Source organism: Flavobacterium humidisoli (assembly GCF_023272795.1).
In the GTDB taxonomy this organism is placed as follows: Bacteria; Bacteroidota; Bacteroidia; order Flavobacteriales; family Flavobacteriaceae; genus Flavobacterium; species Flavobacterium humidisoli.
Genome location: NZ_CP096829.1, coordinates 1 through 24245 on the forward strand (window position 1 = coordinate 1; position 24245 = coordinate 24245).

19 protein-coding genes and 2 rRNA genes are annotated in these 24245 nt (G+C 35.5%); 13 read left to right on the forward strand and 8 right to left on the reverse strand.

Features of this window, described 5'->3' with window-relative positions; genetic code table 11:
• The 10 genes from dnaA to scpA all read left to right on the forward strand — a co-directional run bounded on the left by dnaA (nucleotide 1) and on the right by scpA (nucleotide 10166).
• Nucleotides 1–1428, forward strand: a complete 1428-nt coding sequence (dnaA, locus tag M0M44_RS00005; RefSeq protein ID WP_095931847.1) for a chromosomal replication initiator protein DnaA — start codon at nucleotides 1–3, stop codon at nucleotides 1426–1428.
• An 8-nt stretch (nucleotides 1429–1436) separates the two neighbouring features.
• The gene (locus M0M44_RS00010; RefSeq protein ID WP_248727965.1) at nucleotides 1437–1904 is read left to right on the forward strand and encodes a low molecular weight protein-tyrosine-phosphatase; all 468 of its coding nucleotides are present in this window, start codon (nucleotides 1437–1439) and stop codon (nucleotides 1902–1904) included.
• 60 nt (nucleotides 1905–1964) lie between these two features.
• A complete protein-coding gene (locus tag M0M44_RS00015; protein ID WP_248727966.1) occupies nucleotides 1965–2678 on the forward strand; it encodes an SAM-dependent methyltransferase in 714 nt (237 codons plus the stop codon).
• A gap of 22 nt (nucleotides 2679–2700) precedes the next feature.
• On the forward strand, nucleotides 2701–3117 hold the full coding sequence (locus M0M44_RS00020; protein ID WP_248727967.1) for an energy transducer TonB: 417 nt from the start codon (nucleotides 2701–2703) through the stop codon (nucleotides 3115–3117).
• 49 nt (nucleotides 3118–3166) lie between these two features.
• A complete protein-coding gene (locus M0M44_RS00025) occupies nucleotides 3167–4294 on the forward strand; it encodes a methionine aminotransferase (protein WP_248727968.1) in 1128 nt (375 codons plus the stop codon).
• Between the two features lie 76 nt (nucleotides 4295–4370).
• A complete protein-coding gene (locus M0M44_RS00030; RefSeq protein ID WP_248727969.1) occupies nucleotides 4371–5252 on the forward strand; it encodes an SDR family oxidoreductase in 882 nt (293 codons plus the stop codon).
• A 265-nt stretch (nucleotides 5253–5517) separates the two neighbouring features.
• Nucleotides 5518–6126, forward strand: a complete 609-nt coding sequence (gene udk / locus M0M44_RS00035; RefSeq protein ID WP_248727970.1) for a uridine kinase — start codon at nucleotides 5518–5520, stop codon at nucleotides 6124–6126.
• 156 nt (nucleotides 6127–6282) lie between these two features.
• Nucleotides 6283–6615, forward strand: coding sequence for an FtsB family cell division protein (locus M0M44_RS00040; protein ID WP_248727971.1), 333 nt, complete (start codon nucleotides 6283–6285; stop codon nucleotides 6613–6615).
• A gap of 14 nt (nucleotides 6616–6629) precedes the next feature.
• Nucleotides 6630–7994: a methylmalonyl-CoA mutase subunit beta gene (locus tag M0M44_RS00045; RefSeq protein WP_248727972.1), complete on the forward strand. Its 1365-nt coding sequence runs from the start codon at nucleotides 6630–6632 to the stop codon at nucleotides 7992–7994.
• A gap of 45 nt (nucleotides 7995–8039) precedes the next feature.
• Nucleotides 8040–10166, forward strand: a complete 2127-nt coding sequence (gene scpA, locus M0M44_RS00050) for a methylmalonyl-CoA mutase (protein ID WP_248727973.1) — start codon at nucleotides 8040–8042, stop codon at nucleotides 10164–10166.
• 139 nt (nucleotides 10167–10305) lie between these two features.
• Here the strand turns inward: scpA and M0M44_RS00055 are convergent, their stop codons facing one another.
• The 4 genes from M0M44_RS00055 to dapF all read right to left on the reverse strand — a co-directional run bounded on the left by M0M44_RS00055 (nucleotide 10306) and on the right by dapF (nucleotide 13870).
• Entirely contained in the window at nucleotides 10306–10944 is a 639-nt protein-coding gene (locus tag M0M44_RS00055; protein ID WP_248727974.1) for a peptidoglycan-binding protein LysM, read from the reverse strand.
• Between the two features lie 482 nt (nucleotides 10945–11426).
• Nucleotides 11427–12467, reverse strand: a complete 1041-nt coding sequence (mltG, locus tag M0M44_RS00060; protein WP_248727975.1) for an endolytic transglycosylase MltG — start codon at nucleotides 12465–12467, stop codon at nucleotides 11427–11429.
• Nucleotides 12468–12477: 10 nt separating this feature from the next.
• Nucleotides 12478–13011: a GNAT family N-acetyltransferase gene (locus M0M44_RS00065; protein ID WP_248727976.1), complete on the reverse strand. Its 534-nt coding sequence runs from the start codon at nucleotides 13009–13011 to the stop codon at nucleotides 12478–12480.
• Between the two features lie 76 nt (nucleotides 13012–13087).
• Entirely contained in the window at nucleotides 13088–13870 is a 783-nt protein-coding gene (gene dapF, locus M0M44_RS00070; RefSeq protein ID WP_248727977.1) for a diaminopimelate epimerase, read from the reverse strand.
• A gap of 161 nt (nucleotides 13871–14031) precedes the next feature.
• Here dapF and M0M44_RS00075 point away from each other — a divergent pair, with 161 nt between their 5' ends.
• Both M0M44_RS00075 and M0M44_RS00080 read left to right on the forward strand, forming a co-directional pair.
• On the forward strand, nucleotides 14032–15432 hold the full coding sequence (locus M0M44_RS00075) for a trypsin-like peptidase domain-containing protein (RefSeq protein ID WP_111426735.1): 1401 nt from the start codon (nucleotides 14032–14034) through the stop codon (nucleotides 15430–15432).
• A gap of 189 nt (nucleotides 15433–15621) precedes the next feature.
• On the forward strand, nucleotides 15622–17070 hold the full coding sequence (locus tag M0M44_RS00080; RefSeq protein ID WP_248727978.1) for a glyceraldehyde-3-phosphate dehydrogenase: 1449 nt from the start codon (nucleotides 15622–15624) through the stop codon (nucleotides 17068–17070).
• 63 nt (nucleotides 17071–17133) lie between these two features.
• Here the strand turns inward: M0M44_RS00080 and M0M44_RS00085 are convergent, their stop codons facing one another.
• Nucleotides 17134–17592, reverse strand: a complete 459-nt coding sequence (locus M0M44_RS00085; protein ID WP_073416996.1) for an Lrp/AsnC family transcriptional regulator — start codon at nucleotides 17590–17592, stop codon at nucleotides 17134–17136.
• Nucleotides 17593–17793: 201 nt separating this feature from the next.
• Between M0M44_RS00085 and ald the strand changes: the two genes are divergently transcribed.
• Complete coding sequence (gene ald, locus M0M44_RS00090; protein WP_095931877.1) at nucleotides 17794–18912, forward strand: alanine dehydrogenase; 1119 nt, start codon at nucleotides 17794–17796, stop codon at nucleotides 18910–18912.
• Between the two features lie 123 nt (nucleotides 18913–19035).
• On the opposite strand, the gene pafA is transcribed toward ald, so the two are convergent.
• From pafA to M0M44_RS00105, 3 genes are all read right to left on the reverse strand, one after another.
• Nucleotides 19036–20655: an alkaline phosphatase PafA gene (gene pafA / locus M0M44_RS00095; RefSeq protein ID WP_248727979.1), complete on the reverse strand. Its 1620-nt coding sequence runs from the start codon at nucleotides 20653–20655 to the stop codon at nucleotides 19036–19038.
• 413 nt (nucleotides 20656–21068) lie between these two features.
• Nucleotides 21069–21178: ribosomal RNA gene (rrf, locus tag M0M44_RS00100) — 5S ribosomal RNA — on the reverse strand.
• Nucleotides 21179–21350: 172 nt separating this feature from the next.
• A 23S ribosomal RNA gene (locus M0M44_RS00105) occupies nucleotides 21351–24232 on the reverse strand.
• Nucleotides 24233–24245 lie beyond the last annotated feature (13 nt).

Here is a 24245-nt window from a genome sequence, read left to right on the forward strand (position 1 = left end):
ATGACTAAAACTGCTCAATCGGTATGGGAAAACTGTTTGTCCTTTATAAAGGATAATATTCAAGACCAAGCATATAAAACTTGGTTCGAACCAATCAAATCAGTTGAGCTAACCGATAACGCATTATACATTCAGGTTCCGAGTAAATTTTTCTACGAATGGCTCGAAGAGCATTACGTAAAATTATTGAAAGTTGCGCTTACCAAAGAACTGGGAAAAAACGCAAAGTTACTCTATAAAATTAAAATGGAGAACACTTATGGCAATAAACAGCCGTTTACCGAGCAGCTGCCAAGTGCCAACAGAGTGCCAATGAAACCGCAAGAGGTTGATGCTCCGTTTAAAAACTTAAATCCTGAACTAAAAAACCCGTTTGTAATACCTGGAATTAGAAATTTAAAAATTGAGTCTCAGTTAAATCCGAACTACAGTTTTGACAATTTCTTAGAAGGAGATTCCAACCGTTTGGCTCGTTCTGCAGGTATGGCTGTTGCCAACAAACCTGGAGGAACTTCATTTAATCCGTTATTGATTTTTGGAGGAGTTGGTTTAGGAAAAACACACTTAGCGCATGCTATAGGTGTAGAAGTAAAAGATAAATATCCAGAAAAGACCGTTTTATATATTTCTGCTGAGATTTTCACACAGCAGTATATTGATTCTGTAAAAAAGAACAATCGTAATGATTTTATTCACTTTTACCAATTAATTGATGTTTTAATTATTGACGACGTTCAGTTCTTATCTGGAAAATCAGGAACACAAGATGTTTTCTTCCATATTTTCAACTATTTACATCAAAACGGAAAACAAGTAATCCTAACTTCAGATAAAGCACCTGTTGATATGCAGGATATCGAACAAAGATTATTATCTCGTTTTAAATGGGGATTATCTGCAGAATTACATCAGCCTGATTACGAAACCCGTATTTCTATCTTAAAAAATATTTTATATCGTGATGGTGTTGAAATGCCAGAAGATATTTTAGAATATGTTGCTCGAAACATTAAATCAAATGTTAGAGAATTGGAAGGTGCAATTATTTCCTTAATCGCTCAATCTTCTTTCAACAAAAAAGAGGTTACGATTGAATTAGCAAAAAGCGTTGTAGAGAAATTTGTTAAAAACGTAAAGAGAGAAATCTCTATCGATTATATTCAAAAAATCGTTTCAGATTATTTCCAATTAGATATTGAAACACTTCAGTCTAAAACCAGAAAGAGGCACGTTGTACAAGCAAGACAACTAGCAATGTTCTTTGCTAAAAAATTCACTAAAGCTTCTTTGGCCAATATTGGTTCACAAATTGGAGACCGCGATCACGCAACTGTTCTTCATGCTTGCAAAACAGTTGATAATTTAGTTTCTACAGACAAACAATTTAAAAAGTTTGTTGAAGACATCAATAAAAAACTAACGCTTTAAGACGCATCATGCCTGTAAAAATCTTAATGGTATGTTTAGGAAATATTTGCAGATCTCCTTTAGCCGAAGGAATTTTAGCTTCTAAACTACCCCAAGATATTTTTTTTGTAGACTCTGCTGGCACAGGTTCTTGGCATGTTGGTCATTGTCCAGATAAACGCTCTATCGAAGTCGCAAGAAAAAACGGAATTAACATCAGCGCACAAAAAGGGAGACAAATTCAAGTTTCTGATTTTGATGAATTTGATTATATCTATGTAATGGATAATTCTAATTTTCGAGATGTATTGCATCTAGCCAAAACTCCCGAACACAGAAACAAAGTTCGTTTAATTTTAAACGATTTATTTCCAAACGAAAACGTCGATGTTCCAGATCCATATTACGGTTCGGCAAATGGTTTTGATAATGTTTACCAAATGTTAGACGAAGTAACTGATCTTATTGCAGATCAATTACTTAAAAAACACTCCTAATTCGATTCAATTATTTCTAAAAAAGAGATAATTGAATTTTTTAATTTTAAAGATAAACACATGAAACTTCTCGGAAAATTATATTTAATTCCAACCACAATGGGCGAAAGCGATCCGATGGATGTTTTACCGCAAACTGTTAGAAGAACAATAGAAGTTATTAACCATTATATTGTTGAAAACGACAAAACGGCGAGAAAATCTATAAAAGCAGTTTATCCAGAGAAAAAACAATCAGAACTGGTTCTTTTTACTTTGAACAAAAGAACAGAAGCCAGCGAACATTTAGATTTCATCAAACCTTTATTAGAAGGAAAAAGTATGGGATTAATGAGTGAAGCTGGCTGTCCTGGAGTTGCAGATCCTGGTGCTGCTATTGTAAAACTGGCTCATGAAAAAGGGATTCAAGTTGTGCCATTGGTTGGCCCCTCTTCTATCCTATTGGCAATGATGGCTTCTGGAATGAACGGCCAAAGTTTTACTTTCAACGGATATTTGCCAATTGATAAAGATGAAAAGAAATCGGCAATTCGTCATTTCGAGAAATTATCTTACGATAAAAATCAATCGCAATTATTCATTGAAACTCCATATAGAAATAATAAACTCATTGAAGACCTTTTGCAGATTTTAAGTCCGTCAACACATTTATGTATTGCGACTGATATTACTTTGCCGACAGAATTCATTAAAACCCTAAAAGTTTCGGATTGGAAGAAGTTAAAAATTGATATTGATAAGCGCCCGACTATTTTTATTATTCATAAAATGTAAACTAACTTTACAACCATCATTCATGAAAAAGTTTTTATTACTAATTTTAATTTGTTCGGCACAAAATATATTTTCTCAAAGTGACGAAGGCAGACCGTATATAAGTGATGCTGAAAGAGCTGCTTTTGAAGAAAATCAAATTTACAATACAGCAGGAATAGAAGTTAAACCTGAATTCCCAGGTGGTCAAGAAGCATTAGAACACTTTTTAAAAGACAATTTTAAAAATGCAGAAAAAGACTTAAAAGGAAAAGTATATGCCACATTTATTGTTGAGAGAAATGGATCTTTAAGTGATATAAAAATTTTGAGAGATCTTGGATATGGAACGGGTGCTGAAGCAATTAGAGTTTTAAAAAAATCTCCTAATTGGATTCCAGGAAAACTTAAAAACAAAACAGTTAGAGTTTTATATGCTTTACCTATAGTTGTAAATTAACACCTTCAACTTTTTGCAAAAACTACTGCTCTATAACCAGACTTTAATTATGAGTAAACTCCCAAACGTAACCACAAGCATATTTACGGTAATGTCAAAAATGGCAGCCGAATATAATGCAATAAATCTTTCGCAGGGATTTCCAAATTTCCCTGTAGATGAAAGATTAACTGATATTGTTTCGAGATTAGCAACGGAAAACGTACACCAATACACACCAATGGCAGGTTATCCTCCATTGATGAATAAAATTGCCAAACTAACTTTAGATTCTTATAAAAGAACGATAAATCCTGAAACAGAACTTTTGGTTACGGCTGGCGCTACTCAGGGAATTTTTACCACAATTTTAGCTTTAGTGAAAGAAAATGATGAAGTAATTATTCTTGATCCGAGCTACGATTCTTATGAATCTCCAGTTTTACTTTGTAAAGCTAAACCCGTGAGAGTTGCCCTAAATGATGACTATACTCCAAATTGGGAAACGATAGAAAAAGCCTGTTCTGCTAAAACCAGAATGATGATTATCAACAATCCTCATAATCCGACAGGGAAAATTTTAACCGAAAATGATTTTATTCAGTTAAAAAATCTTCTAGAAAAATATCCTGACATCATCATTTTGTCTGATGACGTTTACGAATACATTACTTTCGAAGAAAAACATATTTCGGCACATACCAAAGATTTCCTTTTAGATCGTTGTGTAATGGTTTCTTCCTTTGGAAAATCTTTTCATATTACAGGCTGGAAAATTGGCTACACCATTGCTCCAGAACATTTAATGAAAGAAATCAAAAAAGTTCATCAATTTTTAGTTTTTAGTGTAAACAGTATTTCACAATTTGCTATCAGCGAATATTTAAATATTGTTGACGTTAATCTTCTTGGAAAATTCTATCAAGAAAAAAGAGATTATTTTCAGAAACTGCTTCAAAACAGCCGTTTTGAGTTGAAAGCTTGTGAAGGAACTTATTTTCAAGTTGCTTCTTATGCCAACATTTCAGATGAAGACGATGTTACTTTTTGCAAAAATCTTATTATCGATCACGGAGTTGCTGCAATACCTATTTCAACCTTCTATTCAGATCATAAAGACCAAAAATTAATTCGTTTTTGTTTCGCAAAGGACAACTTCACATTAGAGTCTGCAGCAAAAAAATTATCTGAAATATAATTTTTTTCAAAATTTTATAACATTATTATGCATGCATCCTATTTTATTTAACTAATATTGCAAAAAAAGAAAAAGTATGAGCTACACAGATAAGATGTTACGTGATGATGCTTTACAAGGCAAAGTCATTGTCGTTACGGGCGGCGGAAGCGGTTTAGGTAAAGCTATGACCAAATATTTTCTCGAATTAGGAGCTCAAGTAGCCATAACTTCTAGAGATCTAGAAAAGTTAAAAACTACGGCTGCCGAACTGGAAAGCCAAACTGGGGGCAAATGTCTTCCTTTGCAATGCGATGTTCGTCATTACGAAGAAGTAGAAAATATGCTTCAGGAGACTTTAAAAGTTTTCGGAAAAGTAGATGTTCTTTTAAATAACGCAGCAGGGAATTTCATTTCTCCAACAGAGAGATTATCTGCAAATGCATTTGACACTGTGATAGATATTGTATTGAAAGGTTCCAAAAACTGTACACTTGCTTTTGGAAAACATTGGATCGATACGAAACAAAGTTCTGCCACGATTTTAAATATTGTTACAACTTATGCTTGGACCGGATCTGCTTATGTTGTTCCTAGTGCTACGGCAAAAGCAGGAGTTTTGGCAATGACAAGAAGTCTAGCTGTAGAATGGGCAAAATACGGAATTCGTTCTAATGCCATTGCTCCAGGACCTTTTCCAACAAAAGGAGCTTGGGACAGATTATTGCCAGGTGATCTAGCCGAAAAATTTGACATGGCTAAAAAAGTGCCTTTGAAGAGAGTTGGCGATCATCAGGAATTGGCCAATTTAGCGGCTTATTTAGTTTCTGATTTTTCATCTTATATCAACGGAGATGTAATCACAATTGATGGAGGCGAATGGTTAAAAGGCGCTGGACAGTTCAATTTATTAGAAGCAATTCCAGAAGAACTTTGGGATCAGCTTGAAATGATGATTAAAGCAAAAAAGAATAAATAATTACAAGTGCTTACTAAATTCAGAATATTTTTTTTAAACTATACTGATTGCACGAAATCCCGAAGGTTTACTTTCGGGATTTTTTTTTAAAATAAAAACAAACATTTTAACCATATAAGTGATATAAGTTCAGTTAAGTACTGTTTTGCTTAAAAATTTTTCCACTTAAATTTACTTATATTACTTATATGGTTTAAAACAGATAATATGTTTAGCGATTCAGTTAAATTATTATTTTTGCGAAACAAATTATAACATCAAATTTATGCTCATTATAGGAATTGCAGGAGGAACAGGAAGTGGAAAAACAACAGTAGTACATCAAATCATGAACGAATTGCCACATACAGAAGTGGGGGTAATTTCTCAAGATTCATATTATAAACAAACCGATAATTTATCATTTGACGAAAGAGCATTAATCAATTTTGATCACCCACGAGCAATTGATTTCGAATTATTGGTTAAGCATTTAAAAGCGCTAAAAGCAGGTGAAACAATTGACCAACCCGTTTATTCTTTTATTCAGCATAATAGAACAGACGACACCGTTTCGACACATCCTAGAAAAGTAATGATTGTGGAAGGAATTTTAATTCTTACCAATCCAGAATTAAGAGATATGTTTGATATTAAAGTTTTTGTTCACGCCGATTCTGATGAAAGATTAATTCGTCGTTTAAAAAGAGATATTTCAGAACGAGGACGTGATATTGATGAAGTTTTAAACCGTTACCAAACAACTTTAAAACCAATGCATGAGCAATTTATAGAGCCTTCTAAAGCTTTTGCAGACATTATTATCCCGAATGACAAATACAATACGGTAGCCATTGATGTAGTTCGCGCTGTAATTAATCAGAGAATTTTATAATTTTTATCGTAAATTTAAACCATAATAATTAGGAGCTGATTCCCGCTTTCGCCTTTATCTTTTTATGGTCTCGTTAAAGAAACGACACCATAAAAAGGATACCGGCTCTATCGGGGCTAAAAACACCAATCGATTCAAAAGAAATATTCGTTTAAGATGAAATTTAAAAATCCATACAAAGACAAAAAATGGTTCAAATACCTAGGAAACAAATACGTTTGGGTTTTGCTGTTTTTTATTGTTTGGATGTTATTTCTAGACAATTATTCTTATTTTGATCATCGCTTTTTAGACGAGCAAATTCATGAACTTGAGGATAATAAAAAGTATTATCAGGACGAGATCAAAAAAGATCAAGAGCAGATTAAGCAACTCAAGAATCCAGAACAAATAGAGAAATACGCTCGAGAAAAGTATTTCATGAAAAAAGACAGCGAGGATATTTATATCATACAATTTGAAGGAGACACCATTCAAGAAAAAGAATAATCAAACAAAATACAATGGCCACTAACCTATTCGACGATTTTAATCCGATTTCATCCAAACAATGGAAACAAAAAATTCAGTTTGAATTAGATGGAGCCGATTACAATCAGACTGTTATTTGGAATTCTCCAGAAGATATTCAGGTAAAACCTTTTTATCACAGTGACGAATTTACAAAAGCAGCAAATGTAAATACACAAGTCTCAGATTTTAAAATCTGCCAGAATATCTTTGTTTTCGATTTAGAAAAATCTATCGAACGGGCTTTAAACACTTTAGAAAGAGGTGCAGAAAGTCTTCGTTTTACTATCGAAAACGATAAAATTGATATTGAAAAATTATTAAACAATCTTCCTTTAGAAAACACAACAGTTTACTTTAATTTCAATTTTATCTCAATCGATTTCGTTAAAAAATTAGACACTATTTCAATCCAGAAAAAAGCCAATTTGTATTGCAATTTTGATCCAATCGGACAATTAGCAAGAGAAGGAAATTGGTTTACAACGTCGGAGAAAAATAATTTTGACACTTTAGATCTATTCTTTAAAAATACGACCAATTTAAATCTGCTTAGTGTAGATTTAGGATTGTATCAAAATTCGGGAGCTAATATTACACAGCAAATTGCTTACAGTTTAGCCCATGCAAACGAATATTTAAACCGTTTTTCTGCAGAAACAAAATCAATTGTTTTTCAAATTTCAGTTGGAACGAATTATTTCTTTGAAATTGCCAAACTTAGAGCGCTTCGAATGCTTTTCGATTTAATTGCTAGCGAATATAATTCCAAAATCGAATGTCATTTATTAGTAACACCAACCAAACGCAATAAAACTATTTACGATTATAATGTAAATATGTTGCGTACTACAACTGAATGTATGTCGGCAATTTTGGGCGGTGCTGATGCAATTGCCAATTTACCTTATGATGCTTTATATCACAAAGACAATGAATTTGGAGACCGAATTTCACGAAACCAGCTTTTGATTTTAAAGCACGAAAGTTATTTTGACAAAGTTAATAATCCAGCAGACGGAAGTTATTATATCGAAAGTTTGACCATGCAGCTGGCTGAAAAAGCTTTAACCTTATTTAAAGATATAGAAGCAAACGGAGGTTTCTTGAAACTTTTAAATGATGGAACAATCAAAAAGAAAATTCAAGAAAGTGCCAATAAAGAACAAGAATTATTCGATTCTAAAAAAGAAATTTTATTAGGCACCAATAAATATCCGAACAAAGAAGACAGAATGAAGCATGATTTAGAACTGTTTCCTTTTGTTAAAATCAAACCAAGAAAAACATTAATTACGCCAATTATAGAAAAGAGATTGGCAGAAAAAATGGAGCAAGAGCGATTAGAGCTCGAATAATCTCTTAAAAAAGTAATTAATCACAAATTCAAACAAAGCGTCTCAATGATTAGAAAAGACCTTACACATATAAAGCTCGAAGTTAAAAGTCCGAAACCAGAAGTTAATTCTAGTTCTGACAACTTTACTACTGCCGAAGGAATTGAAATCAAAAAAAACTATTCGGAGAAAGATATCGAAGATTTAGAGTTTCTTGATTTTGGAGCTGGCTTTGCACCTAATTTACGCGGGCCATACGCTACAATGTATGTTCGACGTCCGTGGACGATTCGCCAGTATGCAGGATTTTCTACAGCGGAAGAAAGTAACGCTTTTTATAGAAAAAATTTAGCGGCTGGTCAAAAAGGACTTTCAATCGCTTTTGACTTACCGACACATCGCGGTTACGATTCTGACCATGAAAGAGTTGTTGGAGACGTCGGAAAAGCAGGTGTTGCAATCGATTCTGTTGAAGATATGAAAGTGCTTTTCGATCAGATTCCATTAGATGAAATATCTGTTTCCATGACCATGAATGGAGCTGTTTTACCTATTATGGCTTTTTATATTATTGCTGCAGAAGAACAAGGCGTTAGTCCAGAAAAACTGGCAGGGACAATTCAAAATGATATTTTGAAAGAGTTTATGGTACGAAATACCTATATCTACCCTCCAACTCCTTCGATGAAAATAATCGCAGATATTTTTGAATTTACGAGCAAGAAAATGCCAAAATTCAATTCTATCTCTATTTCTGGTTACCACATGCAGGAAGCTGGCGCAACGGCTGATATTGAATTGGCTTATACTTTGGCCGATGGTTTAGAATACATCAGGACAGGATTATCTACAGGAATGACGATTGACGATTTTGCTCCAAGATTATCCTTCTTTTGGGCGATTGGGATGAATCATTTTATGGAAATTGCTAAAATGAGAGCCGGCCGTATGATCTGGGCTAAATTATTAAAACAGTTCAATCCCAAAAGCGATAAATCTTTAGCATTAAGAACACATTGCCAAACTAGTGGCTGGAGTTTAACCGAACAAGATCCGTTTAATAATGTGGCCAGAACTTGCATAGAAGCTTCTGCCGCGGTTTTTGGAGGAACACAATCTTTGCATACCAATGCTTTAGATGAAGCTATTGCGCTTCCAACAGATTTTTCTGCGAGAATTGCTAGAAATACCCAAATATTTCTTCAAGAAGAAACCAAAATTACCAAAACAGTAGATCCTTGGGCTGGAAGTTATTATGTTGAAAGTTTGACAAACGACATTGTTGAAAAAACGTGGAAGCTAATTGAAGAAGTCGAAGAACTTGGTGGAATGACAAAAGCGATTGAAGCTGGAATTCCGAAACTTCGAATTGAAGAAGCAGCTGCGAGAAAACAAGCAAGAATTGACAGTGGACAAGATATTATTGTCGGCGTTAACAAATATCGTTTAGAAAAAGAAGATCCGTTGGATATTCTCGATGTAGACAACCAATTGGTTCGTAAACAGCAAATTGAACGTCTGGAAGAAATAAAAAGAACCCGAGATTCTGAAAAAGTCAATCAATCACTAGAAAAATTAATCCTTTGTGCACAAACTGGACAAGGCAACTTACTCGAAATTGCCGTTGAAGCTGCAAGAAACAGAGCTACATTGGGCGAAATCAGTAATGCGTTGGAAACTGTTTTTGGCCGTTTTAAAGCACAAATCAAATCTTTTAGCGGAGTGTATAGTGCAGCAATAAAAAATGACGAAAATTTTGAGCGAGCAAAACAACTTGCAGATGTTTTTGCTAAACAAGAAGGTAGACGTCCTAGAATTATGATTGCCAAAATGGGACAAGACGGTCACGACCGAGGTGCAAAAGTAGTTGCAACAGGTTATGCAGATGTAGGTTTTGATGTAGATATAGGTCCGTTGTTTCAAACTCCATCAGAAGCAGCAAAACAAGCGGTAGAAAATGACGTTCATATCTTGGGAGTTTCATCACTTGCCGCTGGTCATAAAACATTAGTTCCGCAAGTTATAGAAGAACTAAAAAAACATGGGCGCGAAGATATAATGGTAATTGTAGGCGGTGTAATTCCGCCTCAGGACTATCAATTCTTGTTTGATGCCGGAGCATCAGCCGTTTTTGGTCCTGGAACTAAAATAAGCGAAGCAGCTATAAAAATATTAGAAGCTTTAATAGATTAGAGTTTACAGTCTAAGTCTCGGCTTTCAGTTATTAGCAATAGAGAAGTAAATAACGATTTTGAGGATTGCACATCAAAATTTTCGATTCATGAAATAGAAAAAGAGGTTGTTCCACATTTGTGAAACAACCTCTTTTAATTTAGTCGTTTACTGTTGCGTTACTGTCTGCCTCTATAAAAGAAAGATCGTAACCTGCAAAATCTCTCATATAGCTTTTTAAAGAAGTCCCGAAAGCATCTCTAAAATGTCTGCTTCCTTTGTTCTTGAAAAAATTCTTTACAGAACCAGCACCACCTAAATGCGCTGCAGCTAGAATTCCAGATTCGGTAATTTCAATACCACTGATGATTTTACCTTGATACTTTTCGATTTCGTAACGTAAAATCCATTTGTTTTTGGCTAACAAAGCTATAAAAGCTTTTTCTTGTAGAGCAGGATCTTTTAAAAAGGCTTTATTATCATTAATTCCGATTGCTCTTAAAGCTTTAGAACCAAATTGATATTTACCCATATAACCAAGAGAATTTACTAGTCTGTATTGCCCTTGCGATTCTTTAAAAGCTACTGCCTCTTTAAATCCTATTAGATGATTTCCTGTGTATGGGACGTTGGTGTTCGGATAATCATCCTTTTCTTTTGATGGAAAAATATATTCTGATCCATCTGTTTTTTCAATTAAAAACCAAGGTTTGGTTTCATGGTTAGAGGGAATAAATCCCAAACTTAAAAATGTAATAATAACGACTAAACTCGCATAAAAATACCATTTCTTTATCATAAATTGTTTTTCTTCAAGACGCTGTCACCCTCTTGAAATTTCTACGGTGCAAAGATAAGTTATTTCAAAAATATACTAAAAACCAGCAGTTTAGCGTTTTTTACGTAAAAACGTAAATCGCGATGATCCCAGTTATGATAGTGGTTTCCGAAAGATTTGAAGCTTATTTTTTTGGTCGTAAAAATTGAAAAATGGGGTCAAAAAAAATCGCATTTTATATAAATTTTAAGCTTTTTTAATAAAAAAGAAAGAATTATCTTGCATAATTATCTTGATTTTTTATGCAAATCTTGAAATGCTATTTTCGAATTTTATAAAATTCATCATTAAAAAATGTTTATTTTATTAATAAGATAAAGTACAAAATCTTCAAAATAGTAATTTGATAAATTTTAGTTCTACCGACATTTCCACCTCAAAAAGAAAATAAAAAAACCGAAGCAAAATTGGCTTTGGTTTTTAATATTATTTTATAAACTAAATTATCTTGTTACGCCCTGACTAGCGATCCAGTCTGAATATTTTTTTGCGTTTACATTGTGTTCTGCCAATGTCGCAGCAAACTCGTGATATCCGAAACGATCAACACTTGCACAGAAATAAATATAATCATTCTTTTCAGGATTTAAAACTGCTTCTAAAGCTGTAATATCTGGCATTGCAATTGGTCCTGGAGGAAGTCCTTTGTTTACGTAAGTATTATATGGAGATCTCATTACTAAATCATTATAAAAAACTCTTTTTATAACTTGATCAAAATCGTTATCTCTCAATTTTAAAGCATAGATAACTGTTGGATCTGCTTGTAATGGCATTTCTAAACGCAAACGGTTCAAATAAACACCAGCAATACGAGGTCTTTCGTCTTTTTTAACGGACTCTTTATGTACAATTGATGCTAAAATTGTGGCCTGAACTGGAGTTAATCCTTGCGCTTTTGCTTTAGCAATTCTATCAGCTGTCCAGAAATTATTATATTCTTTAATCATCTTATCGCGGAACTTTTCTGCCGAAGTATTCCAATAAATTTCATAAGTATTTGGAATAAACATTGCAAAGACGTTTTCTTCATTAAATCCGTTTTGTGCTAAAAATGTAGAATCTTTTATAGCTTTCATTAATGATAAACTGTCAGCTTCGATTTCTTTTCCGATTCTTCCAGCAAAATTTTCTAAACGCTCTTGGTTATTAAAAACTAATTTAACTGGAATATTAGAACGCATTGCACGAACTAGATCGATGTTGTTCATATCTTTCTTTAAAAGAAAACGACCCGATTTTACATTTTGCGGATAATCTCTTTTTTCAGCAACCATTTCAAAGTTGTCAAAATTCTTTATATAAGGTGCTAAAATTTTCTTTACATCGCCATAACTAGCGTCTGTAGGAACGTAAACATATACTTCTTTCTCTTCAAATTTAGTATTAGAACTAAAAATTTTGCTTACTAGAATAAAACCATATATCAATAAAACTGAAATAATGGCTACGGCACTTATTGTGATTATTTTCTTTAGACTCAAAGCTTAAAATTTAAATTTGTTTATTAATTAACTGATAAATTGCCTCATCATGATAGTGGTTATGAAACAAAATCCAGTCTTTTTTGATTCCGATTTTCTTAAAACCAAATTTAGTAAAAAGTGCAAGACTGGCTACATTTTGAACACCAATATTTGCATACAATTGATGGAGATTTAAATTGTAAAAAGAATACTTTATTAAAAGCTCTAAAGCCTCAGAACCAATATTTTTTCCTTGATTTTCTTCTTTCTGAATGACAATACCAATTCCTGCCCTATTATTTCTAGGATCAAAATCAAACAAATCAATCAATCCGATAGCGGGAAAATCTTCATCCTGACAGATTGCTAAACGAAGCTGTTTTGCCTCATAGATGTCTTGATGAGCATTTTCTAAGTATTGTTTAATCAAAAAACGGCTATAAGGAGTTTGCGTATTGCTAACTTCCCAGATATTTTCATCATTTTCTATCGAATAGATGAACTCTAAATCTTGAGGCTCAAGTGCACGCAAATAAATCGAATCTCCTTTTAATGTTATCATTTACAATTTTAGATTTTTGATTTCAGATTTTAGAATGTCAATTGGAATTTGGAACTTAAAATATTGGAATTTAACATTAAATCTCAATTGTTCCTTTAAAAACAAATTTTGCAGGTCCGGTTAAGAACACATTTGTGTAACCATCATTTTCTTTATCAAAAGAAACAACAAGTTTTCCGCCTTCAACATTTAAATTAATTGAGGTTTTATCTGTTTCGCCAATTGCATTCATCGCTATTGCAACTGCAGTTGCACCCGTTCCGCATGCCAATGTTTCGTCTTCAACACCTCTTTCATAAGTTCTTAAAGAAAAAGTATCATTATCTACTTTTTTCACAAAATTGATGTTGCTGCCTTTTTCTCCGTATAATTCTCCGTAACGAATTGCAGCTCCATTCTCCTTTACATTATAATGTTCCAAATCATCCACAATCTGAACATGATGAGGAGAACCTGTATTTAGGAAAGTATAAGAATCTTTTTTCTGGATTTCATTAACATCAATCATTTGTAAAGAAACAATTGAATCGGCATTAACAGAAGCATGATGTAATCCGTCGGTTGCAATAAAAGTTGTTTTGTCATCAATTACTCCCAATTGATTAGCGAAAGCAACAAGGCAACGACCACCATTTCCGCACATCGAACTTTGGTTTCCATCAGAGTTATAATAAACCATTCTAAAATCGGTTTCGGTATCATTTTCTAAAAGAATTAATCCGTCAGCTCCAATTCCGAAACGTCTGTCGCATAGACGTTCAATAAGTTTTACATCCTCTTTTGGAAAGAAATTGGAACGGTTATCAATCATTACAAAATCATTTCCTGTGCCCTGATATTTATAAAATTCTATTTGCATTTTTTAGTTGTTAGAAATACAAAAGTACAAACTATTAATTAATGAAATGTTAATCATTGTTAAAGAGAGTTAAACCGTTTTTACAAATAATTTTTTGAAGTAATTTTACGTTAAATAAAACATGAAACTTAAATTCTAATAACTTAATTACAAATTCTAATATGAAAAGATTTTCAGCCTTATTTTTAGTATCATTATTAAGTGGTGCTATTACTCTTGGTGCTTACAAGTTATTATTTGAAAGCAACAATTCTTTTTTTGGAAAAGGAAATTCTGTTGTAACTCTTGCCCCTAACTCTTATGGAAAAAATGTTGGTTTAGGTGCTGAAATACTAGATTTTACCGAAGCCGCAGACAAAACTGTCCATACCGTTGTTCACGTAAAAAATGTTTCGAGAAGAACCGTAAGCAATCCGATGCTTGAATTTTTCTATGGCTACGGAGGACAACAGCAGCAAGAACAAGTTGGTACTGGTTCTGGTGTAATTATTTCTGAAGACGGATACATTGTGACTAATAATCACGTAATTAAAGATGCTACAGAAATTGAAATTACTTTAAATAATAAAAAATCATACAAAGCGAAGTTAATTGGTACCGATTCGAAAATGGACATTGCCCTTTTAAAAATTAATGCCGATGAGAAACTTCCTTACACTGCTTTTGCAAATTCTGACAACGTAAAAGTCGGAGAATGGGTGCTTGCCGTGGGTAATCCTTATAATTTGACTTCAACAGTAACTGCAGGAATTGTTTCGGCGAAAGCTAGAAATTTAGACCAAAGCGGAATTCAATCTTTCATACAAACCGATGCTGCTGTTAACCCAGGTAATAGTGGTGGAGCGTTAGTAAATGCTAGAGGAGAATTAATCGGAATTAATACTATGATTTCTTCTATGACAGGTTCTTATGTTGGATACTCATTTGCTGTTCCTTCTAATATTGCCCGTAAAATTATTGAGGACATTATGGAGTACGGAAATGTTCAAAGGGGTATTCTTGGAGTTGAAGGAGGCGAATTGAATGCAACAGCTTCTAAAGAATTAGGAGTAACAGAAACGCAAGGATTCTATATTAATAGAGTTTCTAAAAACTCAGGCGCCGAAAAAGCGGGTCTAACTAAAGGGGATATTATTGTGAAACTTGATGATCAAAATATCGCAACATATGCAGATCTATCAGGTTATATCAATACAAAACGTCCAAACGATGTTGTAAAAGTAACTTATATTAAAGAAGGAAAAACTAAAACTGTTCCTGTAACTTTAAGCAAAAATGAATTTTACAGCGCTGAATTTAAAGGAATTGAATTAGAAAACATTGATGCTGCTGACAAGAAAAAGTTCAGAATTGATTATGGTGTTAAAATTAAAAACATCACCAACGAGAATTTAATGCAATATCAAAACGAATTATTAGGAAATATTATTCTAAGTATTGATAATGTAAAAGCAACCAATGTTGAAACTGTTTCTAAGCTTTTAAGTAAAAAAGACGAAGGACAAAGCGTACGAATTGAAATGATCAATAGAAACGGAGAGATTTTCAGAATTATAATTTAAGTCACATTTTTCAGTTACTAAAAACTGCAACCTGTGACTGCGACTGAAAACTTCAAAAAAAGCCATCTTAAAAAAATTAAGGTGGCTTTTTTATTTTCAAAAATAAATGCTAAAATAGTTTACGAAATCGATTGAAATAGATACTTTTGCGCCAAATTTTAAAATAGTGAGCATTTTATTTTTTCAATTATGAGTAACAAATCATTGTACCAAAAAGAGGTATCCTTACAAGTCGACCGAAGAAAAGCCGGTGTCGAATTAATTAAAGTCATAAGCGATTTATGGTATGACAAATCTATCGAGATGGTTTTATTCAAAAATCAATTATTGGATAAAAACGTCAGCGATATTATCAATCTTCATCAATATGCTGGTGAATTTGTTGGAAAACCAATTACAATATTCGATTCTGTCGAGATTGCAAAAGTGGTTTTATCTTTAGATCTTCCGCCAGCAAAAATAGATTTAGGAAAACTAACTTACGAGTATCGTTTAGAAGATGAAAAATATCCTGATGCAAGATATTTTGTTATTGAAAAATTGAAAAAAGCAAAATCTTCAAAAGAAATTAAACCAAAAGATGTTGTTTTATATGGCTTTGGAAGAATTGGACGTTTATTGGCAAGAGAGCTAATGTCTAAAACTGGAAAAGGAAATCAGTTGCGATTAAGAGCAATTGTAACCCGCGATAAAAATGACGCATCAAGTTTAGAGAAACGAGCTTCTCTATTACGATATGACTCAATTCACGGAGATTTCCAAGGATCAGTAATAGCCGATGCTAAAAATAATGCCTTAATTATAAACGGAACAACCGTTCACATCATTACTGCCAACTCGCCAGAAGACATTGATTATACTACATACGGAATTAATGACGCTTTAGTTATTGACAATACTGGAGCATTTACAACCGAAGAAGCATTAAAAAGACATTTAACCTCAAACGGAGCAAACAAAGTTTTGTTAACTGCTCCTGGAAAAGGTGTTCCAAATATCGTTCACGGTGTAAATCATAGTGAGTTTAATCCTGATGAAGTAAATATTTTCTCTGCTGCATCTTGCACAACAAATGCCATAACTCCAATTCTAAAAGTAGTTGAAGAAACTCTTGGAGTTGTTAAAGGACATTTAGAAACCATACATGCTTACACAAATGACCAGAATCTAGTTGATAATATGCATAAAAAGTACCGTCGAGGCAGAGCTGCTGCCTTGAATATGGTTATTACGGAAACTGGTGCGGGAAGCGCTGTTGCAAAAGCCTTACCAACATTAGAAGGAAAATTAACTTCAAATGCAATTCGTGTTCCTGTTCCTAATGGATCTCTTGTCGTTTTAAATTTAGAAGTTAAGAAACCTACATCTATAACGGCAATCAATAAAATTATGAAGAAGTATGCTCTCGAAGGAGAACTAGTAGAGCAGATAAAATATTCTTTGAATAACGAATTGGTTTCGTCTGATATTGTTGGAACATCTGCTCCATCTATTTATGACAGCAATGCAACAATTGTTTCAAAAGATGGAAAAAACATTGTACTTTACATCTGGTACGATAACGAATATGGTTACAGTCATCAAGTAATTCGCTTAGCAAAATATATTGCCAAAGTAAGACGTTATACTTATTATTAATTCAACCAAACTAACTTTTTTCTTAAAACCATCAGGCTTTTCTTGATGGTTTTTTGTTTTAGTTTAAATAGGGAGAACAGTTGTACTCTTCACTTCTGAAATTACAAAAACGGTATTTATTAAAGAAACCTCAGGCAGTATCGATAATTTTTTCTGATGAAAATGATGATAGCTTTCCATATCTGGAATTATGATTTTCAGCATATAATCGAAGTTTCCAGAAACGTAATTGCATTCGACAACCTCAGGCAAATTCAAAATCGACTGATTAAATCCTTCCGAAGTATCGTAAGTCTGTTTTGTGAGTGTAACTTGGCAGTAAACTGTTAAATTATTTCCAAGTTTTTTCTTATCTAAAAGGGTTACATATTTTTCTATAATCCCATCTTTTTCAAGACGTTTCACCCGATCATGAACAGGCGTTAAAGACAAATTTATTTTGTTAGCGATGTCTTTTAAAGTATAGTGCGCATCTTCCTGTAAAAGACGTAGGATTTTTTTGTCAATTTCATCTAAAGCCATAACGAAAACGTTTTATTAAAATTAGTCCGATTTAGTCTTTTTTTCTTTTTAAAGAATAAAATTTGCTTCAAAACAGAATATTTTTCTGTAAAAGTAAAAAATAAAATAATATTTTCTTATTTATTATGCATTAAACCATAATTTATTCTCTATCTGTAGATTTGTAAAACAATTTCAATAAAAACAAAAAAATATAACAAAATGATAATAGGTGTTCCTAAAGAAATAAAAAATAATGAGAACAGGGTTGCTTTGACTCCTGCAGGTGTTTCTGAGATGAAAAAACATGGACATACAGTATATGTTCAATCTACTGCAGGGTTAGGAAGCGGTTTCGCCGATGCAGAATATGCTGAGGCTGGTGCAGTTGTTTTACCAACTATTGAAGAAGTTTATGCTATAGCTGAAATGATCATCAAAGTAAAAGAGCCAATTGCTTCTGAATATCCATTGATCAAAAAAGATCAATTATTATTTACTTACTTCCACTTTGCTTCTTCAGAAGAATTAACTCACGCAATGTTAGAAAAAGGAGCTGTATGTCTAGCTTATGAAACTGTTGAAAAAACAGACAGAAGCTTACCTCTTTTAGTTCCAATGTCTGAAGTAGCTGGTCGTATGGCAATTCAGCAAGGAGCAAAATACCTTGAAAAACCATTAAAAGGAAGAGGAATTCTTTTAGGAGGTGTTCCAGGTGTTCCGCCAGCAAAAGTATTAGTTTTAGGTGGAGGAATTGTAGGAACTCAAGCTGCTAAAATGGCTGCCGGATTAGGTGCTCAAGTTACTATTATGGACCTAAGCTTACCTCGTTTACGTCAGTTAGATGATATCATGCCAGCAAACGTAAACACTGAAATGTCTAACCACTACAATATTACAAGAGCAATTAAAGATGCTGACTTAATTGTTGGAGCAGTTTTAATTCCAGGAGCAAAAGCACCTCACTTAATTACTCGTGATATGCTTAAATTAATGCGCCCAGGAACTGTTGTTGTTGACGTAGCTGTTGACCAAGGAGGATGTATCGAAACTTGTACTCCAACAACTCACGAAAATCCAACTTTCATTATTGACGATATCGTTCACTATTGTGTAGCTAATATGCCAGGAGCTGTACCTTACACTTCTACTTTAGCTTTAACAAACGCAACTTTACCATATGCTGTACAATTAGCAAACAAAGGATGGGAAAAAGCTTGTGCTGAAAATGAAGAATTAAATAAAGGATTAAACGTAGCAAATGGAAAAATCCTTTACAAAGGAGTTGCAGAAGCTTGGAATTTACCTTTTAACGAAGAAATAGTATTAGCAAACGCATAGGCTAATACTTAAACAAGTGCTTACTAAGTCACTATTACAAAAGGCTTTTCTTAATTGAAAAGCCTTTTTTTATACCATAAAAAAAACCTGTCATGAAGACAGGTTTTCAAAGTATTATTTTTTTTATTTTTTATTATCCAAAACTTCAGTCATAACTTTCGCTTCTGTTCCATTTGGAAACGTAACTTTAATTTTCTGAGCTATTGTTGGAGCAATCTCTGTAATAGCCTTCTTATCATAAGATTCTCCTTTTTTAATATGCCAACCATAAAAAATAGCAGGCACATGTGTATCGTAGCTATAAATTGTTCCGTGTGATGTTCCTGTTGGCGTATATTCTATCATTCCAGGTTTATCTACAATAACTAAATCACCATTTTGTGTCACATCATATCCTTTTGCTACAAAATTAAGAGCATAATCATTTCCAGCACTAGCTAAAACTTCTTCCTCTGTATAAACTTTTTTAACTTGTGGCTGAGTAATTAAAAACTTTTTAAAAGCATCTTTAACTTTATCAAGGTCTAATTTCTTGTCCTTAATAATCTGCTTATTAAAGAAAACATTAAAGTTTGAATAATTTTGAATCAAATCTACACCAAAAGTCTTAGTTGAAAAGTCTTGTAAGCTTTTCTTAACTTCTTTAGAAGGGTAATTATCTACATTATATTTGCGGTCTTTCAAATAAATTACATTCTCAGCACCAGCGTGATCTGCTGTTAAAAAAAGTAAATAATTTCCTTTCCCAACCGTTTTATCAAGATATGCTAAAAAATCAGCAATTGTTTGATCCAGTCTTAAGTAAGTATCCTGAAGTTCCATAGATCTTGGTCCTAATAGATGCCCAACATAGTCTGTAGAAGAAAAACTTACAGTCAAAAAGTCTGTAACATTATCTTTTCCTAACTCTTCTTTCTCAATAGCTCTTTTTGCAAATTCAGCCAACAAATCATTTCCGAAAGGCGTAGCTCGAATAACACCAGCATCATTTTTCTCATACATTGATTTTAAATCGTATGGAAAAACTGGTGCAGCACTTCCATATAATTTCCCTTCATAAGGATTATTATCAGGAAGACTTTCATTATAAACAGAGGCTGGTTTGTATAAATCCCAACCTTTATTAATATATTTTAAGTAGTTTTTTTCATTATTGAATTCCGTAACCCATTCAGGTAATTTCTCTCCATAAAAAGTACTAGAAATAAAAGAACCAGTTTTACTATACCAAAATGCCCAGTTAGCAAAATGACCAGCTGGTAATATAGCGCCACGATCCTTTAAACTCATTCCGATAACTTTTCCAGTAAAATTAGTAGCCATTCTAACTTCATCAGTAATTGTTGTGCTTTGAAGGTTTTTTGGAGACATAGCACCTTCTTCAGCTGTACCGTCACCCACTGTTTTAACACCAGCATCATCAGTACAGTACATTTCTTTACCAAGCGCTCTGCTAAACCATTCGTTACCTACAATTCCATGAGTAGCTGGAGTTGTACCTGTGTAGATTGAAGCGTGTCCAGGAGCAGTATACGTTGGCATATAATTGTAATGCATATTCTGGAAAGTAAATCCATCATTCATTAGTCTTTTAAAGCCATTTTGAGAAAAATCATCTGAAAAACGATATAAATATTCCATTTTCATTTGATCGACAACTATACCCACGACTAACTTTGGACGTTGTTGTGCACTTAAGCCTGTTACAGCAAGAAGCGCTAACAATAAAATATTTTTCTTCATGTTTAAAAAGTAATTTAAACACAAAAATACTCATTCAAATTCAAAAAGTCTAAAGTATCAATATTTAACGCCAACAATTGACTATAATTTAACACTTATAAGCTCAAGGCTTCTAATGTCAATGGCGTTTCCCTGCGGGCCGTGCTGTCCGCTGTATCTTTTGCGGATTGGCGTCTATGGGAGAAGAGGCCCTCAGCGCCCCGCAAAAGGATGCCGCTTCCATCACTAACGCGCTCCCCAATCCATCGGAAGCCGCCATCCGATCATGGGGCAGCTTTGCCCCCCCTCCAAAAACCAGAAAATCCCTTCCGACGCATCGGGAGGGATTCTTAGAGGAAAGGCTGGGCTCTAGCGCAGCTCCAATATTTTACAAAAGCAGAAAACCCCATCCGATTTGGATGGGGTTTTCAAAAGAAAGGCGACGACATACTCTCCCACATAACTGCAGTACCATCTGCGCAGGCGGGCTTAACTTCTCTGTTCGGGATGGGAAGAGGTGAGCCCCGCCGCAATAACCACCTTAAGGTTTTTAGTCTAAAGCCTAAGGTCGTAAAGTCTAAAGTTTTCACTTGAGGCTTTCAACTTTCGTCTTTAAGACTGCCCGCGACGGGCAAATATTTTAACATACTGAGATAAAGAAAAGCAAATATATTTTAGAAAGTTTCCTCCCGAGCCTTGCGGCCCGGGAAAAGGGTGTGCATAAGCTTACGGATTATTAGTACTACTCGACTATGACATTACTGCCTTTACATCTGTAGCCTATCAACGTGGTCATCTTCCACGATCCTTAAAAGAAATCTCATCTTGTGGTGGGTTTCGCGCTTATATGCTTTCAGCGCTTATCCCTTCCAAACGTAGCTACTCTGCGGTGCCCCTGGCGGGACAACAGATACACTAGAGGTTTGTCCAATTCGGTCCTCTCGTACTAGAATCAGATCCACTCAAATTTCTAACGCCCGCAGTAGATAGAGACCGAACTGTCTCACGACGTTCTGAACCCAGCTCGCGTGCCACTTTAATGGGCGAACAGCCCAACCCTTGGGACCTTCTCCAGCCCCAGGATGTGACGAGCCGACATCGAGGTGCCAAACCCCCCCGTCGATATGAGCTCTTGGGGGAGATCAGCCTGTTATCCCCGGCGTACCTTTTATCCTTTGAGCGATGGCCCTTCCATGCGGAACCACCGGATCACTATGCTCTACTTTCGTACCTGATCGACCTGTATGTCTCTCAGTCAAGCTCCCTTATGCCATTGCACTCTACGCACGGTTACCAAGCGTACTGAGGGAACCTTTAGAAGCCTCCGTTACTCTTTTGGAGGCGACCACCCCAGTCAAACTACCCACCAAGCACTGTCCTCTTCTTTGAAGAGTTAGGCCTCAGATAAACAAAGGGTTGTATTTCAACAATGACTCCACAACGCCTGGCGACGCCGCTTCATAGTCTCCAACCTATCCTACACATCATTTATCCAAGGTCAATACTAAGCTATAGTAAAGGTGCACAGGGTCTTTTCGTCCCACTGCGGGTAAACGGCATCTTCACCGTTACTACAATTTCACCGAGCTCATGGCTGAGACAGTGTCCAGATCGTTACACCATTCGTGCAGGTCGGAACTTACCCGACAAGGAATTTCGCTACCTTAGGACCGTTATAGTTACGGCCGCCGTTTACTGGGGCTTCAATTCAATGCTTCTCCGAAGATAACATCTCCTCTTAACCTTCCAGCACCGGGCAGGTGTCAGGCCCTATACTTCATCTTACGATTTTGCAGAGCCCTGTGTTTTTGATAAACAGTCGCCTGGACCTCTTCACTGCGGCCCCGATTGCTCGGGGCGACCTTTCTCCCGAAGTTACAGGTCTATTTTGCCTAATTCCTTAGCCATGAATCTCTCGAGCACCTTAGGATTCTCTCCTCAACTACCTGTGTCGGTTTACGGTACTGGTTCTTACTGCCTGAAGTTTAGAGGTTTTTCTTGGAAGCCCTTAGGCGCACTATCTCTTTGTCCGAAGACTCCGAGTACTATCGCATTTCACCAAGATCTCCGGATTTGCCTAGAGACCCTATAGCTAGGTGCTTTAACGAACTATTCCGTCAGTTCGCGGCGCTTTCATCACTCCGTCACCCCATCACAGCAATAAGAAGTACGGGAATATTAACCCGTTGGCCATCGACTGTCCCTTTCGGGTTCGCCTTAGGTCCAGACTAACCCACAGCTGATTAGCATAGCTGTGGAAACCTTAGTTTTTCGGTGTGCGGGTTTCTCGCCCGCATTATCGTTACTTATGCCTACATTTTCTTTTCTGACCGGTCCAGCATACCTTACGATACACCTTCAGCCCTGTCAGAATGCTCCCCTACCACTTTGCATTGCTGCAAAATCCATAGCTTCGGTAATATGCTTATGCCCGATTATTATCCATGCTCGTCCGCTCGACTAGTGAGCTGTTACGCACTCTTTAAATGAATGGCTGCTTCCAAGCCAACATCCTAGCTGTCTGGGCAGACAAACCTCGTTCTTTCAACTTAGCATATATTTGGGGACCTTAGCTGATGGTCTGGGTTCTTTCCCTCTCGGACTTGGACCTTAGCACCCAAGCCCTCACTGTTATCAATCATTATATAGCATTCGGAGTTTGTCAGGAATTGGTAGGCGGTGAAGCCCCCGCATCCAATCAGTAGCTCTACCTCTATATAACTAAAATAACGCTGCACCTAAATGCATTTCGGGGAGTACGAGCTATTTCCGAGTTTGATTGGCCTTTCACCCCTACCCACAGGTCATCCGAAGACTTTTCAACGTCAACCGGTTCGGTCCTCCACTGTGTGTTACCACAGCTTCAACCTGCCCATGGGTAGATCACACGGTTTCGCGTCTAACACTACTGACTAAAGCGCCCTATTCAGACTCGCTTTCGCTGCGGATCCATGGCTTAACCACTTATCCTTGCCAGCAGCGTTAACTCGTAGGCTCATTATGCAAAAGGCACGCCGTCACCCCACGAAAGGGCTCCGACCGCTTGTAAGCGCATGGTTTCAGGATCTATTTCACTCCGTTATTCACGGTTCTTTTCACCTTTCCCTCACGGTACTGGTTCACTATCGGTCTCTCAGGAGTATTTAGCCTTAGCGGATGGTCCCGCCAAATTCAGACAGGGTTTCACGTGCCCCGCCCTACTCAGGATACCGCTATCCATTATGCTCGTTGCCCATACGGGGCTGTCACCCTCTATGGCGCTCCTTTCCAGAAGCTTCCGGTTCCTTGCACATGAAATGTCGCGGTCCTACAACCCCAGCTATGCCGTAACATAGCTGGTTTGGGCTAATCCGCGTTCGCTCGCCACTACTTACGGAATCACTTTTGTTTTCTTCTCCTCCGCCTACTTAGATGTTTCAGTTCAGCGGGTTTGCCCACCTATCGGTGTGCTATATCTTCAATATAGCGGGTTGCCCCATTCGGGTATCTGCGGATCAATCAATGTGTGCTTGTCCCCGCAGCTTTTCGCAGCTTATCACGCCCTTCATCGCCTCTGAGAGCCTAGGCATTCCCCATGCGCCCTTATTTTGCTTATTGCACCAATCCTGATT

Coding starts and splice junctions, on each gene's coding strand:
- dnaA (WP_095931847.1), top strand. CDS start 1: ATGACTAAAACTGCTCAATCGGTATGGGAAAACTGTTTGTCCTTTATA.
- M0M44_RS00010 (WP_248727965.1), top strand. CDS start 1,437: ATGCCTGTAAAAATCTTAATGGTATGTTTAGGAAATATTTGCAGATCT.
- M0M44_RS00015 (WP_248727966.1), top strand. CDS start 1,965: ATGAAACTTCTCGGAAAATTATATTTAATTCCAACCACAATGGGCGAA.
- M0M44_RS00020 (WP_248727967.1), top strand. CDS start 2,701: ATGAAAAAGTTTTTATTACTAATTTTAATTTGTTCGGCACAAAATATA.
- M0M44_RS00025 (WP_248727968.1), top strand. CDS start 3,167: ATGAGTAAACTCCCAAACGTAACCACAAGCATATTTACGGTAATGTCA.
- M0M44_RS00030 (WP_248727969.1), top strand. CDS start 4,371: ATGAGCTACACAGATAAGATGTTACGTGATGATGCTTTACAAGGCAAA.
- udk (WP_248727970.1), top strand. CDS start 5,518: ATGCTCATTATAGGAATTGCAGGAGGAACAGGAAGTGGAAAAACAACA.
- M0M44_RS00040 (WP_248727971.1), top strand. CDS start 6,283: ATGAAATTTAAAAATCCATACAAAGACAAAAAATGGTTCAAATACCTA.
- M0M44_RS00045 (WP_248727972.1), top strand. CDS start 6,630: ATGGCCACTAACCTATTCGACGATTTTAATCCGATTTCATCCAAACAA.
- scpA (WP_248727973.1), top strand. CDS start 8,040: ATGATTAGAAAAGACCTTACACATATAAAGCTCGAAGTTAAAAGTCCG.
- M0M44_RS00055 (WP_248727974.1), bottom strand. CDS start 10,944: ATGATAAAGAAATGGTATTTTTATGCGAGTTTAGTCGTTATTATTACA.
- M0M44_RS00065 (WP_248727976.1), bottom strand. CDS start 13,011: ATGATAACATTAAAAGGAGATTCGATTTATTTGCGTGCACTTGAGCCT.
- dapF (WP_248727977.1), bottom strand. CDS start 13,870: ATGCAAATAGAATTTTATAAATATCAGGGCACAGGAAATGATTTTGTA.
- M0M44_RS00075 (WP_111426735.1), top strand. CDS start 14,032: ATGAAAAGATTTTCAGCCTTATTTTTAGTATCATTATTAAGTGGTGCT.
- M0M44_RS00080 (WP_248727978.1), top strand. CDS start 15,622: ATGAGTAACAAATCATTGTACCAAAAAGAGGTATCCTTACAAGTCGAC.
- M0M44_RS00085 (WP_073416996.1), bottom strand. CDS start 17,592: ATGGCTTTAGATGAAATTGACAAAAAAATCCTACGTCTTTTACAGGAA.
- ald (WP_095931877.1), top strand. CDS start 17,794: ATGATAATAGGTGTTCCTAAAGAAATAAAAAATAATGAGAACAGGGTT.
- pafA (WP_248727979.1), bottom strand. CDS start 20,655: ATGAAGAAAAATATTTTATTGTTAGCGCTTCTTGCTGTAACAGGCTTA.